This is a genomic window from Odoribacter sp. (assembly GCF_985060555.1).
In genome coordinates this window covers 23,211-41,088 of the sequence record NZ_CFKYFN010000086.1, presented here as the reverse complement: position 1 = coordinate 41,088, position 17,878 = coordinate 23,211, and the positions used below count along the sequence as shown (strand labels likewise).

Sequence of the window (17,878 nt, the reverse complement as noted above, 5' to 3'; positions counted from 1 at the left end):
ATTGGATTGGTGTGACCCCTGAGTGTATAGGCTAATGTTTGTAGTCATATATTTACTTTAACAATGTGTTGCAAATATGATCTTGCTTTGTATTTAAATTATTAAGCTAATGCCTTGTAACTCTTCTAACTCTTCTAACTCTTCTAACTCAATAACTTAATAATTCAGAAACTCAGAAACTCAAAAACTTAGTAACTCAGTAACTCTTTTAACTCAGCAACTCTTTTAACTCAGCAACTCTACAACTCATTCAATCTTCACTTTTCCTCCCGGTAAAATAGCCTGTATACTATTGTCGTACATAGCTGAACAATAAATTGCCGGTAACATATATTCTCCGCGGAACGCTGCATTGCAACGGAAACGGAAAGTCTTAGACTGATTTTGTTCCAAGCTGAAATAGACATAAAAACGGTCGTCCCGGATATCGACATATTCTGCCTCTTTCCAGGCACTGGTGTTTCCGGTAAGACGGTCATTGATGATCTCGAAGCCGGAAGGTACCGGATAGTTTAAAGCCAGTTCCTGATAAGTACCGGTCAGGCCCGTGTTTTTGATTGTAATTTCGGTTGTAATGTCTTCCCCCTGTTGCAGCTGTTCGATGTTGAGCGGAGTACCTTTGTCATTATAATAACGCACATGCATCGACATTCCGGACATGACTTTTTCCTTGACCACTTCCAGCGGGGCGGAACTATTGATCTGACGGACAAAAAGTGAACCTTGACCGTTGTTCGTCACCGTAACCGAAGCTTTGTCACCCTGCAAAACGAGTTGTTTTTGCCAGATTGTCTTGTCGGTTTTGACGTTTTCGTTACCTGAATTTGTTTTTACTGTGATATCGATTCCTTTTTGGCTGCCCAGGTATTTTTGTACGAACTGGGCGGCTGCATAAAGAGCGAAAGAGGTTTCCTGGGTACTGTACCAATTGCCGGATCCCATGGCTTTAGAAATCTTCTCTAACATGCGGTAAGCATCTTGTTGCATGTTCAGGATGACCATCGATTGCAGAATCAGGGCATTGTCCCGGGTAGTAGAACCGAACGTTCCTCCCGTTTCCCGGTAAGGGGTGACTTCGAAGGACAGATCGCGTATCATTTTCGTAGCGATTTCCTGTTGATTACTTAAAGCATAAGCGGAGGCCAGCAGCCATTGTGAAACCGGACGTTGCAAGCGGGTCTCTTTCAGTCGGTTCATGGCTGCCAGATCGGGTTTACCGGCTAAAGCCAATACATACAAACGATAGGCTTGGTCTTGCTGTGACCACGGTTCTGTGCGGTTCCAGCTGTTAGCCACCTGACGCATATAGTTCGTGGCATGCTGTAACATCTGAATCGGGACTGCATAGCCTTGTTTTTGGGCATTTGCCAGGAAATTTACAGCATAAGAGGTAGCCCATTCCGAAATATACGGCTCTCCAGGCCAGTAAGCAAAGCCTCCTTCCGGGGTCTGATAACTTCTCAGACGGTTGATGACTTCTCTGACGTTATTTTCTGCCGTGATCTGTTGTGCCGGACTTAATGCCAGAAGCCAGGATAAAGCTAATTGCGGAAATGCCTGTGAAGTGATTTGCTCTGCACAGCCATGAGGGTAGCCGAGCAAGTAACTGAGGCGTTGTTCCAGGTTTAACGGTGGGATAGAGGATACCTCCAGGACAGAAAGCGGTTCGGCTCCTGTAATGCGGGTATCGAAAGAAACAGTCTCTCCTGCTTTAGCTTCTTTTTCTTCGATCTCCGTCATTCTCGGATTAGGGATACGTACCTGAACATCCTCGGTGACAATAGCTGTTTCATTGCCCGATGTCGCTTCTGTCCGAAGTGTCGACATCCCGGTTTGGCTATTGATCCGAGCCTTAAAATAGACAACTTGTTCTCCTTTTTTATCGAATTGGATGTGTTGTTCTTTTTCTCCTGTCAGGGTGATTTTGTCGTCGGTAGTCATCTTTACGGTGACTTCCCGGATATGATCTTTCAGGACAAAAACGGTAACCGGAATATCGATGACATCTCCCGGTGTGAACAGACGGGGAAGGGCAACCGATACCATGAGGGGTTTATTTACCGTACTGTTGACACTGGCTGCTCCATATTGTCCATTGGTAGCTGCAATGACCATCGTCCGTACTTCGCCGATATATTCCGGCATTTTGAAGGTGTGTTTTTGAGTAGCTCCGGCTTTCAAACTGAAAGGACCGTCGAATAAGACGACCGGTTTGAACCGGTTGGTCTTTTCGTCCTGTAAATCCTTCAAGGCTTCGTCGCCACCCACAGCAAAAGCTTTATCCAGACGGGCTCCATAAGCACCGTAGATATAGTCGTAGAAATCCCAGGTTTTTACGCCCAGGGCTTCCCGTGCATAGAAAGCAGCAAAGGGATCCGGAGTACGGAAAGTGGTCAGCGAAAGCAGTCCTTCGTCGACTATCGCAATGGTGTAATTCATCGCCTTGCCGTCTTTTTCAGAAACTTCCACGTTGAACTCTTTTCCCGGTCGGAGTTCCTGAGCCATTTTGATCTTCGGATTCAAATGGAGAGCCGGGTCTTCTACATGGATATTGACAACTCCATACATTCGGATCGGACGGTCGTTGTTCCGGTTGTTGTGAGGTTGAAGCAGAGTGACTGCAATGTATGTATTGGGACACATCTCGCTGGTGGCCTCCAACTCGAAGGTGGTGTTACCGGCAGAGGTATTGATCCGTTTCATGTTGCTGACGGTTTTCCCGTTTTCAAGGCTGACGATGGCTACACTACCTGTTGCTGAAGGAATTGTAACTTTTATCTTTTCGCCGACGCGGTAAGATTTTTTGTCGCTGTTCAGGTGTAAGGTGGTCGCTGCAGTTTGATCGGCGTTATCCGACCAGCTACCGAAATAGGCGATTAAACCGGAGGTATGCCCTGAAGGATCGGTGGCCCGGATAAAATAACGTCCATATTTCGGGATATGAAGATCCAACTGAAAACGACCGTCGGTGGCTTTGACTTTCTGGCTCAATACACTGCTACTATATTCCCGGTTGACATAAGATCCCAGGTTTTCATCTTCCGAATCCCACCACCAATGCCAGTCGAGTTTATATACTTCAATCTGAATGGTAGCATTTCCTGATTGTTTTCCTGTCGGGGTAATCGTAACGCCTTGTAATCGAACAGGTTGCTCGGTGGAGTACCAATTATCGTCGTTTTCAGGTAGACGTATTCCTACATATTCATCGTAAGGGGAATAGCGGATACTTTGTGAGCTGATACTGAAATCCCCGCCGTTTTCAAATACCCGGGTGGTGAAGACTGCATTTAATATTCCGGGAGCATCTTCGGTTTTGATCTTGTTCAGGCTGAATGAAAAATTTCCCTGCTGGTCGGTTTGCCCGTCGAATAGGGTTTCTGTCGAAGGTTCGAAATACCTGGATTTATCGGAAAAACGATAATCCGGAAATTCGGAGAAACCTGCATCGGCATGGTATAAACGTACCTCTGTGATCGCTTTTTGATTGGAAGTCGGTGCTCCGTTCAGCCATTTGGTCTTCACTTCTACAGGTTTCAGGGAAACACCGGTACCGATAATTTTATCGTTAGGAAATAACATTTGTATAGCCAGACGGTTCGGTTTCACTGTTTCGATGCGTAATGTCTGTTTGAAAGTCAGGCCACCGATACGGAAGAGGACATGCCAATAACCGGTTTGGTCTTCGGGTTCGGTTTTGAAGGTAAAACAATGGATATTATTGGGAGTAATCGCTCCTTTTAAAGTTTGGGTAATATGCCCGTTGGGATCGACCAGTTGTGCAACGATCGGGTGACCTTCCGGTAAGACACCGAGCTTGTCCTCCAGGATCAGGGATAAATAGATTTCATCTCCCGGACGCCATACCCCCCTTTCACCATAAATGAATCCTTTTACCCCCATTTGTACATGTTGTCCGCTGACGTCGAAGTTACTGAGGGATAGAGCACTGTTTTCTGCTAAACGCAACCAGGCTTTGTCTTTACCCTTCTGTGCCAGTACGATAAAGCCCGGAGATGCCGGTTTTAAATACGCGAATCCTTCTTTATCGGTCCTTGCCGAATCGATCTTTTGATTCTGATAATTGTAAAGACTGATGTTGCAGTTCGGAATCGCTTCAGCGGTACTGAGATCGGAAACGCATACGACATACTGATTGTCGGCTCCTTGTTTGGCCATAATTCCCAGTGAAGTATTGATGATATTGCGGGCTGCAAACCGATCACCGGTGTAGTAGGAGATATGACAAGGATTTTCGCGCTGTTCCCAGTCGAAACCGGATGGATAATAATATTCGCTGTAGTAGGAACCCGGGTTGTCCCAGTCCGTATCCCCATAATCCGAGTCGGGACTTTCATCGGCACAGGAAAGAATGGTATATGATTTCTTGAATTTCAGTCTGAAACGATAAATATTACCTTTCTCCAGATTGACCAGATCGCTTAAGTCGATGGTAAAGTCATTCCATTTATCGAGGTCGATATGGGGATGATCTTTTTTCAGATCGATTTTTTTCATAAATACCGGTCGGGCTGTACGGGTCAGTTCGCTGCGGTCGTCATAAGAATTTTCTTGCAGGAAAAAGTTCATGTTTTGGTCGAGCACCTGAATGATTTCAAGGTCGACGGCTTGCAGTCCGATAGCAGAAAAAGGAATGAGTACCTGATTGTTGCCCGGGACGATGATCCCCTTGCCGATGAGTTGTACTTGTGGTTTGGTGCTGGAGAGACGTACCGACCGGATATATTCGGTATGCAACGTATTACCGTTGGCACTGCGTATCCCGGCATGGATAGTCAGATTCGGTTGGTTATTTTCGATAGTGTTACCCGGATAAAGGTAAATGATGTTATCCGAGATTTTATAATTCAGGGTAGAGGCTCCTTCCAGGCTGAACAAACCTTTCAAATCCTGGTTCGGATCGATATTCTCCGACATATAGATACGGATTACCGGTGGTTCACTGTCACTGGCTTTGACATTCAACACCGTGAAATCATTCAGACCGGGGATGGAGATCTCGGTGCCGTCGGTTGCTTTAATGTCTTTACTGAATTTTAAATTCAGTGTTTTACTTTCTTTTTCTTTTAACAGATGGCGGATAGCGAAATAATGCCGGTTACCCTGATGATTCCATTCCGGTGTGACGGATTGACCGTTATAGGTGGCCGTCAGTTTTTGTTCCATTTCTGTCGGATCGGTTTCATCCGAACTTTGCAACATCCCCTGATATTGTAATTCATTTTCATGATCGGGTTCGCTGATCAGAACACCGGGTTCGAAAATCGTAACCAGCGGGACAATATCGAATTCAAAGTTGAATTTCTCATAAGGCTTGGGGACGTTACAAAGTGCTCCCAGATTGAACGTGACTTTGTATGTCGTACCGTTTTTGAAACGTTCTGCCGGAATGAATTCTATACTATGGTTATCTTTTAGAATCAATTCCCCTTTTATAGCCGGAGATATCCTGAATAAATCGGCCGGGAGGGTACTACCGGCCTGGAAACCTTTATCGGACGGTTGACCCAGATAGACCGAAAGGGAAGAAGAGGACTTGATGACTCCACTCGTATAACCGGTGATGTATTTACTGAAATCGGTTTTTTCTTTGTTTGTACAGCCTGTCAGCAATAGAACAGCCATAAAAAATAGTGCCGCTAGGTTCATCCTGTGTATCATGGCGCAAGGGTATTTGTTTATAACAGATTATTTTATACCTGAATATTACGTTTCCAGCCTGTTCCGGATACGTTTTTCAATTTATTGTCTAACAAAATTAGAGAATTATCTTACAAAGATACTGGGTGAAGGGGTTTATTTTTATATTTTTGTCAAAATAAATCAAAGTGCTCAGAGTATATAGATCATTGTAACCTTTAGGGGCAGGAGTCGTTAAAAATAGGAATTGATCTGAGCAAACTTTCGTAACAAAGAAAATTGCAAATATGAGAATAGCTGTTGTAGGAACCGGATATGTCGGACTTGTTTCCGGTACTTGTTTGGCAGAAACCGGAGTCACCGTTACCTGTGTAGACGTCGATGCTTCGAAGATCGATAAGCTGAATCAGGGAGGAATTCCGATTTACGAACCCGGTTTGGCTGAGCTGGTGATCAAAAACCGGGCCAACGAAAGGTTGTTCTTTACTACTTCTTTAAAAGAAGCCTTGGTAGATGCCGATGCTGTTTTTATTGCAGTAGGTACTCCCCCTGATGAGGATGGTAGTGCCGATTTGTCTTATGTTATAGGAGTGGCGCATGAGATCGGGTGTTTGATCGAGGAATATGTAGTGGTGGTGACCAAATCCACTGTACCGGTGGGGACGAACCGGAAAGTGAAATTGGCTGTTCAGGAAGAGCTGGATAAGCGGGGAGTAGAAGTAGTGTTCGATGTCGCTTCGAATCCTGAATTTTTAAAAGAAGGGGATGCGGTAAACGATTTTATGCGGCCTGACCGGGTGGTGATCGGTGTAGAATCGGCCCGGGCGGAAAAAGTGATGGAACGATTGTATCATGCTTTTGTCCTGAATAATACTCCCATTTATTTTATGGATATTCCCTCTGCGGAGATGACGAAATATGCTGCTAATTCGATGTTGGCTACCCGTATTTCTTTTATGAACGATATCGCTAATTTGTGTGAGATCGTCGGTGCTGATATCGAGGCGGTGAAAAAAGGGATCGGGAGCGATACCCGGATCGGTAAAAAATTCCTGAATGCAGGTTGTGGATATGGCGGGTCTTGTTTCCCGAAAGATGTGAAGGCCTTGATCCGTACCGGAGACGAATATGGTTATGGAATGGAATTGTTGAAAGCGGTAGAGCGGGTGAATGAGAGGCAAAAGACGGTTTTATTCGATAAGATTCAGAAACATTATGAAGGAAATGTAAAAGGAAAGCATTTCGGACTTTGGGGATTGTCGTTTAAGCCGGCAACCGATGATATGCGGGAGGCTCCTTCTCTGGTACTGATCGGCCAATTGCTGGAAGCGGGAGCGACCGTCAAAGCTTTCGATCCGGTTGCAATGGAAGAAGCCAAGCGCCGGCTGGGCGACCGTATCGGGTACGCTGCCAATATGTACGACGCTTTAACGGATGCCGATGCCATGATTATCGTGACCGAATGGCAGGAATTTAAAGTTCCGAAGTTTACTTTTATAGAGAAAGCCTTGAAAGAAAAAGTCATCTTCGATGGACGTAATATTTACAATCCTGAACAAATGAGAGAATTTGGATACACCTATTATGGGATAGGGAAAAATCGATAATATGCATATTCTTTTTATAGTAAATCCGATATCGGGGCTAGGCCTTGGGAAAGAATTGCCGGAGAAGATCCGTCGGATTCCGGAGTATGATTCTATTCCTTATGATATTGTATTTACCGAGTATGCAGGACATGCCCGTAAATTGGTCGAAGATGCCCGGCAAGAAGGAAAATATACTCATATTGTAGCGGTTGGGGGAGATGGTACAGTGAATGAGGTGGGAGGAGCTTTGTGTGGTAGTGATGTTGCTTTTGGGGTCGTTTCTCTGGGGAGTGGCAATGGTTTTGCCCGGCATTTGGGTTATTCGGTTTTTATGACCAAGGCATTGAAACAGGTACTGACCGATCAATTCGCTCAAATCGATGTGTTGGAGATGAATGGCAAGTATTCGCTGAATGTCAGTGGGGTAGGATTCGATGCCGAGGTGGCCCATGAATTTAACCATTTGAAATTGAGGGGAGTATTTTCTTATATTTATGCGGCTATTAAACTATGGTTCCGTTATCCGGAAAAGAAATACAAGATCACCGGCAACGGCAAAGTCATGAAGGTAAATTGTTTTATCCTTAGCTTTGCCAATAGTTCCCAATACGGCAACAATGCCTATATCGCCCCTCATGCTTCGGTGCGGGACGGTTTGATGGATATCTGCATCCTGAAACGGCCGGCTTTCTTCGAGATCCTGTGGTTTTTACTTTTCTTCATCAATTCGAAACTGTACAAATTGTCCTATTATAAGGAAATTCAGTGCGAGGAAGCTATCGTAGAAGGCGATATCGAGCGTGTACATATCGACGGGGATGCCTATATCATGCATTCGCCGATTCACCTGAAAATGCATAAGGGCATACTGAAAGTTGTCGTTCCCAAGAAAATAGACTGATTTATTGGGAGTCTATTCCAAGTTCTTTCGCTACTTTGAACATATATTCCCGGGCTTCTTCGTAATTGTTACCGATAATTCCATCCAATATCGCCTCTTTAATTGCATTTTTGATATCCCCGATAGTTTTACAGGGAGGCAGATGGAAAGTGGCGATGATTTCTTCACCGCTGATGGGGGGCTGGAAATTCCGGATCGAATCTTTTTCTTCCACCTCTTTGAGTTTGCGGCGTACCGTCTTGAAATTTTCGAGAAAACGCTTTACTTTCTCTTCGTTTTTTGAGGTGATATCGGCTTCGGCCAGGGTCATCAGGTCGTCGATATCGTCGCCGGCATCGAACAATAACCGCCGTACCGCCGAGTCGGTCACGGTTTCTTCCGACAAAACGATAGGACGCATGTGCAGGTTGACCAGTTTCTGTACATACTTCATTTTTTCGTTTTGAGGGAGTTTTAAACGGTTGAATATTTTACCGACCAGGCGTTCACCCACGTGATTATGCCCATAAAAGGTCCACCCCTGTCCCTGAATGTATTTTTTAGTCGCCGGTTTACCGATATCGTGCAACAGAGCGGCCCAGCGTAACCACAAGTCCTGACTGTACAGCGATAAGGTGTCCAGGACGGTCAGTGTATGATAGAAATTATCTTTGTGTTTGACTCCCTGTACACGGTCTACACCTTTAAGCGCGGTCAGTTCCGGGAAGAAGATTTCCAATAATCCGGCTTCGTCCAATAAACGGATACCCCGGGATGGTTCGGGGGAAAGCATGATTTTATTGAATTCATCCATAATCCGCTCCATCGATACGATCGGAAGACGGTGACGGTATTCGGCTATGGCCTGGAAGGTATTTTCCTCGATTTGAAAATTCAATTGTGAAGCAAAACGGATGGCCCGCATCATGCGTAGGGGATCGTCCGAGAAGGTGAGGCCTGGGTCCAGGGGTGTTTTGATCAGGCGTTCCTCCAGATGCTGCAAGCCTCCGAAAGGATCGATCAAAACTCCGTAATTCTCCTGATTCAAGGAGATAGCCAGTGCATTGATCGTAAAATCGCGGCGTTTTTGGTCGTCGTCGATCGTTCCTTCTTCGACGATGGGTTTACGTGAATTAGCCCGGTAGGACTCTTTGCGGGCTCCGACAAACTCGATCTCCATACCTTTATACCGGAACATGGCAGTACCGAAGTTTTTAAATACCGATACCCGCAGATTACCTAACCGCCGGGCAGCGGTTTCGGCCAGCTCGATGCCACTGCCGTGAACGACAATGTCGATATCTTGGGAAGGACGCTGTAATAACAGATCACGGACATAACCACCGATGACATAGGCTTCTATGCCTTTTTCGGCGGCTATCCCGGAAAGTATTTTAAAAATCGGATGCTTCAACGGTAATTGCATGTCGTCTGAATAATTTATGCCTGCAAAAATATTAAATTTATTCTTTTGCCGGGTATAAAAAATGAGCGGTATAAAATAAATACCACTCACTTTATACGGTTATAAATTTGCCGGATTTTATACGATCCCGGAGAATCCCATAAAGGCCATGGCCAGCAGGCCGGCTGTAATCAATGCGATAGGGGAACCTTTCATCCCTTTGGGGATGGCTACCAGTTCGAGGTGTTCACGGATACCGGCAAAAATCGTCAGGGCCAATCCGAAACCGATCGCTGTAGAGGCTGCGAATACCAAAGATTCGAGTAAGTTGAAATCTTTTTGGATCACCATAATGGCAACTCCCAGTACAGCACAGTTGGTGGTGATCAAGGGCAAGAACACACCTAACGCCTGATAAAGCGAAGGACTGACCTTTTTCAATATGATTTCTACCATTTGTACCAAGGCTGCAATGATCAGAATAAAAGTAATGGTTTGCATAAAACCGATTTCAAACGGATCCAGGATAGTCTTCTGGACGATAAAAGTAACCAGGGTAGCCAGGATCATCACGAAGGTTACGGCTCCGGTCATCCCTAAAGCCGTAGAGACCTTTTTAGATACGCCCAGGAACGGACAGATTCCTAAAAATTGTGCCAGTACTATGTTATTGACAAAGACCGCAGCGATAAATATTAAGATATATTCCATAATTCGATTGTTTTTGATTTATGATTTCAGCTTTGCGATAGAAATGAAACAGGAATCGTAAGCCGTAAATCTAAAATCTGAAATTTAATTTGTTTTTCTGATCCGGTTTACGATAGCGATCAAATAACCCAATGCCAGGAATGCTCCCGGGGCCAGGACGAAGATCAGCATTCCGTAATTCTCGTTGAAGATCGGAAAATTGAATGCTTTACCACTTCCCAGTATTTCACGGATCGTTCCTAAAAGCGTCAGGCTCAATGTAAAGCCCAGTCCCATGCCCAAACCGTCGAGCATGGAAGGAATCGCTTTATTTTTAGAAGCAAAAGCTTCTGCACGTCCCAATACGATACAGTTCACTACGATCAAAGGAATAAACAAACCCAATGATTCATGCAGTGAAGGCAGATAAGCGGCCATACACATATCCACTACAGTTACGAAAGCTGCAATGATGACAATAAAGGAAGGAATACGGATCTTATCTGGAATGATATTGGTAACCAGTGAGATCACCAGATTGGACATCACCAGTACAAATGCCGTAGCCAGCCCCATTCCCATGCCGTTGATGGCCGAAGTGGTCACCCCTAAGGTCGGACACATACCCAATAAAAGCGCAAAAGTCGGATTTTCTTTGAATATGCCGTTGGTTAAGACTTTTAAATTATTCATAGAATTGGAATTTTTGTTTTGAATTTACGATTTTAGATTCATCGTAAATCTGAAATCATAAATTATTTTGTTTGTTGTGTTGCTCCGGAAGCTGCATCCGCATTGCCTGCCAAACCGGCTGCTGCCCGGTTTACAGCGTCCAGAAATGCCCGTGACGAGATGGTTGCTGCTGTGATCGCATCTACGTCTCCACCGTCTTTCGATACTTTCAACCCTTGGGTACCGGGAGTTTTACCCGTAATATTTCCTTTCCCGTTGGGGGTGAACCATACATCCATTTTGGAACCTAATCCCGGCGTTTCTTTGTGTTCCAGCACCGAATAATTGGCTACGCTACCATCCGGATTGAATCCTACCATTAACCATATTTTTCCTCCGAATCCGTTGTTGGTATAGGTTTTTACTGCTGTTCCTATCAGTTCTCCGTTTTTCTTCGCCGGATAAAATTCCAGTTCTCCGCCGTCAGCGGTCTGGCTTTTCCAAACGTCGGCATTCGGGTCGTTGTCGAACTCTCCCGGAATCACCTCGCGGATCGCATTTACTTGTTTGGCTTGCTTGGCGGCTTCGATCGGGCCTGCTGTCAGTGAGTAGACATAGCCTACGGCTGCTGAAGCAATCAGGGTGACACTAAACAGGACCACCACCATATTTGTAAAGTTAGACTCTAATTTCTTTCCCATCGTTAATATATTTAAGATTTTTGATTTATACCGGTCGATCGGGACCGTAAATCATAAATTATGCAAATCTCACTGGTTTACAATATCTGTTGATCAGCGGAGTGAAAGCATTCATGATCAGGATAGCGAACGACATTCCTTCCGGATAGGCACCGAACACGCGGATCACAACTGTGAGGAGGCCGATTCCTATTCCATAGATGATCATTCCTTTGTTGCTCATCGGTGAAGTAACGTAATCGGTAGCCATAAAGATTGCACCTAACATCAAACCTCCGGATAACAAATGGAAAACAGGACCTGCATATAAAGAGGGATTGCAAAGATTCAGAATACCCGAAAATACAATTACAGTGACGAAAATGCTTACCGGAATATGCCAGGTAATGATTCTCCGGAATAACATATAGGCAAAACCGATCAGTAAGGCCAATGCTGCAACTTCACCCAAACTACCACCCATGTTTCCGATCAGCATGTTCTTGTAACCGATAAAACTCTCGGCCGATAATAAATCGGTAACGGACTGTCCGGTTTTTACCGCTTCTTTGAGCATAGCTAAAGGAGTGGCACCGGTTTGTGCATCGATATAAGATCCTGCAAATCCCTGAGCAAGCGGCCAGGTGGTCATTTGCACAGGGAAAGAGATAAGCAAAAATACACGGCCTACCAAAGCCGGGTTGAAAATGTTACACCCCAAGCCGCCGAAGCTCATTTTACCGATGCCGATTGCCACCAGGGCACCGATAACGATAATCCAGACCGGTAAGTTCGAAGGTACGTTGAAAGCCAGTAATACACCGGTAATCAAAGCTGAACCGTCGAAAATCGTCGGTTGCTGCTTGAGAAGAAACTTTTGAATTACATATTCAAAAAAGAGGCAAGCCACCACCGAAGTCAGGGTGACGATGATAGCTCCCATGCCGAAAAACAGCACAGAACAGATGAAAGCCGGAATGAGCGCTATAAGTACTCCATACATGTTCTTTTCGATAGAATCACCACTGTGAACGTGCGGAGAAGGAGATATTAGTAATTTATTCATAATATTTGATCTACACCATTGACGTTATTTATTTCTTTCTACTACGGATCATAGCACCTGTCCGGGCTTTACCTAAACGGATATAGTCGAGCAACGGACGATCTGAGGGACAGGTAAAACTGCATGATCCACATTCGATGCAGTCCATGACTTTTTCTTCTTCCATACGTTCCAACAGATTGAATTGCGATAATTTCATCAGTAAATACGGTTCGAGCCCCATCGGGCAGGCAGAAACACATTTACCGCAACGGATACAATTACGCATGGGGCGGCGGGCCGCTTCCTTTTCGTTGATCAGCAATACACCACTGGTGCCTTTCATCACCGGTGAATCGATGTTTACCATCGTTCTTCCCATCATAGGACCTCCGCCGATCACTTTAGCCGTATCTTCAGGCATACCTCCGGCTGCTTCGATCAGCTTCGAAATCGGTGTACCGATACGGCAGAGGAAATTACCCGGATTTTTTACCGATTTACCGGTGACGGTGACTACCCGTTCGATCAGGGGTTTGTTTTTCATTACGGCTTCGTAAACCGCCAGGGCTGTTCCCACATTCTGTACAACGGCTCCCACGGCGATCGGAAGTGCTCCGGAAGGAACCGCCCGGTTGACCGTAGCCTGAATCAGTTGTTTTTCACCTCCTTGCGGATATTTCACTTTTAACGGACATATTTCTACGCCAAGTACTTTTCCGGCTATATCCTGCAAATGAGCTATCGCATCTTTTTTATTGTTCTCGATGCCGATAATAGCCCGTTTGACATCGATCGCTTTCATCAGAATTTGTACACCGATAATAATTTCTTCGGCTTTCTCGAGCATGATCCGATGATCGGCGGTCAGGTAAGGTTCACATTCCACTCCGTTGATAATCAATACTTCGGCTTTATTGCCGGGAGGAGGGGTCAGTTTTACCTGAGTAGGAAATGTCGCTCCACCCATACCGACGATACCGGCAGCAGCGATTGCTTTGACTATTTCTTCTTTCGATAAAGTAATATTATGTGCCGGCTTTTCCGACCGGTCGATTTCGGGTATCCATTCGTCGCCTTCCACTTGAATGGTGATGGCAGGTTTCGATAATCCGGCGGCATCGATGATGTTATCGATTGCCGATACTGTGCCGGAAACCGAACTATGTATGTTAGCTGAAACAAAACCTGAAGCTTGTGCTATCAACTGTCCGGTTTTTACTTTATCACCTTTCTGAACGATAGGGGTTGCCGGAGCTCCGATGTGCTGACCGAGCGGAATAATCACCTTTTCGGGAATAGGTAAGACCTGTATTTTCCCAGCTGCCGATAATTTATTTTCAGGTGGATGGACACCACCGATTTTGAATGTCTTTAACACAGCGTATAAGTTTTAGATTTTTAATTTTTACTATCTGTTTCTGGTGTTTTCTGTGCTTCTATAGACTCGACCTGAGGAGAAGCACTGACCGGTGCTTTACCTACCGGATCGGTTGCCGTTTGTCCGGGGGTTGCACAACTGTTAGTCGGTTTGATCGTGGTTTGCTGGTTTTTTTCAGCTTCGGTTTCTGTCTTCCGGGGAGGAAAGTTCACTTCGTGGATCGCTCCGGTAGGACATACGCCGACACACTTCCGGCATAGACGGCATTTACTGTAATCGATATAAGCCAGATTGTTTTCCACCGTAATTGCATCGAACGGACATTCCTTGGCACATTTCCCGCAACCGATACAAGCTGCTTTACAAGCTTTCCGGGCTACTCCGCCTTTGTCTTTATTGACGCAGGAAACAAATACCCGCCGGTCTTTCGGTCCTTTGTTGCGCAATTCGATGATGTTCCGGGGACAGGCTTTCACGCAGGCGCCACAGGCTACACATTTGTCATCGTCGACTACAGGCAATAATGTCGTAGAATCCATGTGTATCGCATCGAACGGGCAGGCTGCAACACAGTCGCCACATCCCAGACAGCCGAATCCGCAGGCTGTATCGCCGACATATAAGGAATGTTCGATGGCACAAGAACGGGCTCCGTCGTATTGGCTGGTGCGGGGACGGTTTTCACAAGTTCCGTTACATCTGACTACAGCAATTTTAGGCGCCTGGGCTTTTACTTCCCGGCCTAAGGCTGCTGCAACTTTATTCATGGTTTCTGCTCCTCCTACCGGACACAGGATACCTTCCATCGTTTCCGATTTTACGGCAGCTTCTGCTAATCCCCGGCAGCCCGGATAGCCACATCCGCCACAATTGGCCCCCGGAAGTAAGCCTTCGACAATGTCGATACGCGGATCTTCTTCCACCTTGAATTTTTGCGCTACGAAATAGAGTATCACCGCAGATACAACTCCAATAGCACATAACGAAATAATAGTAATAACTAGTGTACTCATGTTTTATATTTAATAGTTGGCTATTTTTTCAACGGTAAAATTAATTTTCCGGGCAATTTTATTCCGGCAGAAATACAGGATAATAAAATATCCGGCCAGTAGGATGAGGCTGCTGATCGCTGCGTATAGTTCACTACTTCCGGATTTCTCTAAAAAAAAGATGGTGGCGATAATCAATATGGACGGCATAATATAAGCCAGTAATACCGAGTAGAAGGCGTTATTTACCGATGCGTATACGATTACTTTGTCTCCCGGACGAAGCTCTTCCCTGGGACGTTGAGCCGTGATAACTTTTTCTTTCATATCGGCAATTCCGCAGGCACTTTTAGCATGACAACCCGAACAAGCAGAGTGACTGATAATACTCACCTCCAACGTTTGTGTAGAGATGTTTTTTACAATACCTTCATGTTGTACTCTGCTGCTTTTACCCATATTCCCTTTTTAAAAACAAATGCAAAGGTAATATTAAAAGATGAAAAGTAAAAGGTTAAAAGTTAAAATATAAAAGCTGCCGGAAGGCAGCTTTTAGTTATTTCTTGCGCATGAAAATCTGAATCGGGACACCGGTAAATTTCCAGTTTTCCCGGATTTGATTTTCCAGATACCGCTTGTAGGGATCTTTTACATATTGCGGCAGATTGCAATAGAAAGCAAAAGAAGGAGCATGGGTCGGCAACTGGGTGATGTATTTGATTTTGACGTATTTCCCTTTAAGACTTGGAGGTGGATAATTTTCGATGGCCTCAAGCATGATCCGGTTGAGCTCCGATGTTTTTATTTTTTGAGTCCGGTTTGCATATACTTGCAGGGCAGCCTCCAATACTTTCAATAATCGTTGTTTGGTCAGGGCTGAAGCAAAGATGATATCGACATCTTTGAACGGAGCTATTTTTTCACGCAGGCTTTTTTCGTATTCGATCAGTGTTTTCCCGTCTTTTTCTACCAGATCCCATTTATTGACGACAATAACTACTCCTTTCCGGTTTCTTTCGATCAGATGGAAGATATTGAGATCCTGGGCTTCCATTCCTCGTGTCGCATCGATCAGAAGTATACACACATCCGATTCTTCGATGGCACGGATCGAACGCATGACCGAGTAAAATTCGACGTCCTCGCTTACTTTTGCCTTTTTACGTAATCCTGCCGTATCGACCAATAGAAAATCGTAACCAAAACGGTTGTAACGGGTATTCAACGTATCACGGGTCGTTCCGGCGATGTCCGTAACGATATTCCGTTCTTCTCCGATCAGGGCATTGATCGTAGAAGATTTTCCGACATTGGGACGTCCGACGATCGTGATTCGCGGAAGGTGGTCGGTATCTTCGATCGTATTCTCTTGAAAATGGGAGACGACCTGGTCTAACAAATCACCTGTTCCCGAGCCACTGACCGAAGAGATACAAAATAAATCTCCTTTTATTCCCAATCGGTAAAAATCCTGGGCTTCATAAAGCCGCTCGTGATTATCGACCTTGTTGGCTACCAGGTAAACCGGTTTATCGATATTCCGTAATAAACGGGCAAAATTCTGATCCAGGTCGGTCACTCCGATCTCGGCGTCTACCATAAAAAGAATGACATCTGCCTCGTCGAGAGCCAGAATGACTTGTTTATTGATCTCCTCTTCAAAAATATCGTCACTGTTGGAGACATATCCACCGGTATCGATGACTGAAAAATCCTTCCCGTTCCAGGACGATTTACCGTAGTTCCGGTCACGTGTCACACCGCTTTCTTCATTTACAATCGCTTTCCGTGTTCCGACAAGGCGGTTGAAAAGTGTCGATTTCCCTACATTGGGCCTTCCTACTATTGCTACTATGTTACTCATAAAATATAAAGTAAAAAGCTAAAGGCTAAAGGCTAAAAGCTAGGGCTGAAAATCGATCGGCCTATAGCTTTTAACTTTTAACCTTTTACTTTATTTGTTTGCATATCCGAAATTTTTTAACTCACTGTCTTTATTACGCCAGTCTTTCAGCACTTTGACGTATAAATTGAGAAATACTTTTTTACCGAAGAAGGCTTCGATATCGAGCCGGGCCTGGGTACCGACTTTTTTCAGGGCTTCTCCCTGGCTTCCGATGATAATCCCTTTTTGGGAAGAACGTTCTACATAGATGACAGCCATGATGTTGATCCGTTTGTCGTCTTCTTTAAATTCTTCCACTTCCACTTCTACGGAATAGGGTACTTCTTTGTCGTAATACTGCAAAATTTTTTCACGGATAATCTCGTTCACAAAGAACCGGGAAGGTAAATCGGTCAGTTCGTCCTTGGGGAAAAAAGGTTCACCTTCGGGTAATAATTCTACAATCCGTTTGTATAAATTGTCGACATTGAAATTCTCGGTTGCCGAAAGAGGAAAAATTTCTGCCCGGGGAATCAGGCTTTTCCATTTATCGAACAGTGCTTCTAATTTCTCTTGAGTGGTAAGATCTATTTTATTGATAACCAACAATACCGGGATGTCCGATTTATTGACTTTATCGATAAAATCCAGGTTTTTCTCTATGTTTTCGACTACATCGGTTACATAAAGAATGATATCGGCATCGACTAAAGCCGATTTAGAAAATTCCAGCATATATTCCTGCATCTTATAGCTGGGCTTTACCACTCCCGGAGTATCCGAAAATACAATCTGATAGTCGTCGGTATTTACGATTCCCTTGATCCGGTGACGGGTAGTTTGTGATTTGGAGGTGATAATAGAAATTTTCTCTCCGACCAATCGGTTCATTAAAGTAGATTTCCCTACATTCGGATTTCCTACGATATTGACAAATCCAGCTTTATGCATATTCGGTTTCGATATTATGGTTTTATCCGGCAAAGATAGCGATTTAT

At 44.8% G+C, this 17,878-nt stretch carries 13 protein-coding genes; 2 read left to right on the top strand and 11 right to left on the bottom strand.

The annotated features are described in order from the left end of the window. Positions 1-246: 246 nt before the first annotated feature. On the bottom strand, positions 247-5,646 hold the full coding sequence (locus tag AC5RDS_RS11015) for an alpha-2-macroglobulin family protein (protein ID WP_494222338.1): 5,400 nt from the start codon (positions 5,644-5,646) through the stop codon (positions 247-249). A 302-nt stretch (positions 5,647-5,948) separates the two neighbouring features. Between AC5RDS_RS11015 and AC5RDS_RS11010 the strand changes: the two genes are divergently transcribed. Both AC5RDS_RS11010 and AC5RDS_RS11005 read left to right on the top strand, forming a co-directional pair. Further along, positions 5,949-7,268: a UDP-glucose dehydrogenase family protein gene (locus tag AC5RDS_RS11010; protein WP_013611653.1), complete on the top strand. Its 1,320-nt coding sequence runs from the start codon at positions 5,949-5,951 to the stop codon at positions 7,266-7,268. A gap of 1 nt (position 7,269) precedes the next feature. Beyond that, positions 7,270-8,151: a diacylglycerol/lipid kinase family protein gene (locus AC5RDS_RS11005; protein ID WP_013611652.1), complete on the top strand. Its 882-nt coding sequence runs from the start codon at positions 7,270-7,272 to the stop codon at positions 8,149-8,151. Position 8,152: 1 nt separating this feature from the next. Here AC5RDS_RS11005 and AC5RDS_RS11000 read toward each other — a convergent pair whose 3' ends face one another. From AC5RDS_RS11000 to era, 10 genes are all read right to left on the bottom strand, one after another. Further along, positions 8,153-9,556, bottom strand: a complete 1,404-nt coding sequence (locus AC5RDS_RS11000) for a CCA tRNA nucleotidyltransferase (RefSeq protein ID WP_022160224.1) — start codon at positions 9,554-9,556, stop codon at positions 8,153-8,155. A 117-nt stretch (positions 9,557-9,673) separates the two neighbouring features. Next, positions 9,674-10,246: an electron transport complex subunit RsxA gene (gene rsxA / locus AC5RDS_RS10995; RefSeq protein WP_046402398.1), complete on the bottom strand. Its 573-nt coding sequence runs from the start codon at positions 10,244-10,246 to the stop codon at positions 9,674-9,676. Between the two features lie 84 nt (positions 10,247-10,330). Further along, positions 10,331-10,918, bottom strand: a complete 588-nt coding sequence (locus AC5RDS_RS10990; protein ID WP_013611649.1) for an RnfABCDGE type electron transport complex subunit E — start codon at positions 10,916-10,918, stop codon at positions 10,331-10,333. A 62-nt stretch (positions 10,919-10,980) separates the two neighbouring features. Continuing rightward, on the bottom strand, positions 10,981-11,598 hold the full coding sequence (locus tag AC5RDS_RS10985) for an RnfABCDGE type electron transport complex subunit G (protein WP_022160222.1): 618 nt from the start codon (positions 11,596-11,598) through the stop codon (positions 10,981-10,983). 58 nt (positions 11,599-11,656) lie between these two features. Further along, positions 11,657-12,646 (bottom strand): RnfABCDGE type electron transport complex subunit D, encoded by a 990-nt coding sequence (locus tag AC5RDS_RS10980; protein WP_182400474.1) that lies wholly within the window; start codon positions 12,644-12,646, stop codon positions 11,657-11,659. A 25-nt stretch (positions 12,647-12,671) separates the two neighbouring features. Further along, entirely contained in the window at positions 12,672-14,003 is a 1,332-nt protein-coding gene (gene rsxC / locus AC5RDS_RS10975; RefSeq protein ID WP_013611646.1) for an electron transport complex subunit RsxC, read from the bottom strand. A gap of 20 nt (positions 14,004-14,023) precedes the next feature. After that, positions 14,024-15,016 (bottom strand): Fe-S cluster domain-containing protein, encoded by a 993-nt coding sequence (locus AC5RDS_RS10970; RefSeq protein ID WP_046402393.1) that lies wholly within the window; start codon positions 15,014-15,016, stop codon positions 14,024-14,026. Between the two features lie 9 nt (positions 15,017-15,025). Beyond that, positions 15,026-15,454, bottom strand: coding sequence for a SoxR reducing system RseC family protein (locus AC5RDS_RS10965; protein ID WP_494222337.1), 429 nt, complete (start codon positions 15,452-15,454; stop codon positions 15,026-15,028). A 97-nt stretch (positions 15,455-15,551) separates the two neighbouring features. Next, on the bottom strand, positions 15,552-16,859 hold the full coding sequence (der, locus tag AC5RDS_RS10960; RefSeq protein WP_013611643.1) for a ribosome biogenesis GTPase Der: 1,308 nt from the start codon (positions 16,857-16,859) through the stop codon (positions 15,552-15,554). Between the two features lie 90 nt (positions 16,860-16,949). Further along, positions 16,950-17,831 (bottom strand): GTPase Era, encoded by an 882-nt coding sequence (era, locus tag AC5RDS_RS10955; RefSeq protein WP_022160219.1) that lies wholly within the window; start codon positions 17,829-17,831, stop codon positions 16,950-16,952. Positions 17,832-17,878: the final 47 nt, after the last annotated feature.

Coding starts and splice junctions, on each gene's coding strand:
- AC5RDS_RS10985 (WP_022160222.1), bottom strand. CDS start 11,598: ATGGGAAAGAAATTAGAGTCTAACTTTACAAATATGGTGGTGGTCCTG.
- AC5RDS_RS11010 (WP_013611653.1), top strand. CDS start 5,949: ATGAGAATAGCTGTTGTAGGAACCGGATATGTCGGACTTGTTTCCGGT.
- AC5RDS_RS11005 (WP_013611652.1), top strand. CDS start 7,270: ATGCATATTCTTTTTATAGTAAATCCGATATCGGGGCTAGGCCTTGGG.
- AC5RDS_RS11000 (WP_022160224.1), bottom strand. CDS start 9,556: ATGCAATTACCGTTGAAGCATCCGATTTTTAAAATACTTTCCGGGATA.
- AC5RDS_RS10990 (WP_013611649.1), bottom strand. CDS start 10,918: ATGAATAATTTAAAAGTCTTAACCAACGGCATATTCAAAGAAAATCCG.
- AC5RDS_RS10965 (WP_494222337.1), bottom strand. CDS start 15,454: ATGGGTAAAAGCAGCAGAGTACAACATGAAGGTATTGTAAAAAACATC.
- AC5RDS_RS11015 (WP_494222338.1), bottom strand. CDS start 5,646: ATGGCTGTTCTATTGCTGACAGGCTGTACAAACAAAGAAAAAACCGAT.
- der (WP_013611643.1), bottom strand. CDS start 16,859: ATGAGTAACATAGTAGCAATAGTAGGAAGGCCCAATGTAGGGAAATCG.
- AC5RDS_RS10970 (WP_046402393.1), bottom strand. CDS start 15,016: ATGAGTACACTAGTTATTACTATTATTTCGTTATGTGCTATTGGAGTT.
- era (WP_022160219.1), bottom strand. CDS start 17,831: ATGCATAAAGCTGGATTTGTCAATATCGTAGGAAATCCGAATGTAGGG.
- rsxA (WP_046402398.1), bottom strand. CDS start 10,246: ATGGAATATATCTTAATATTTATCGCTGCGGTCTTTGTCAATAACATA.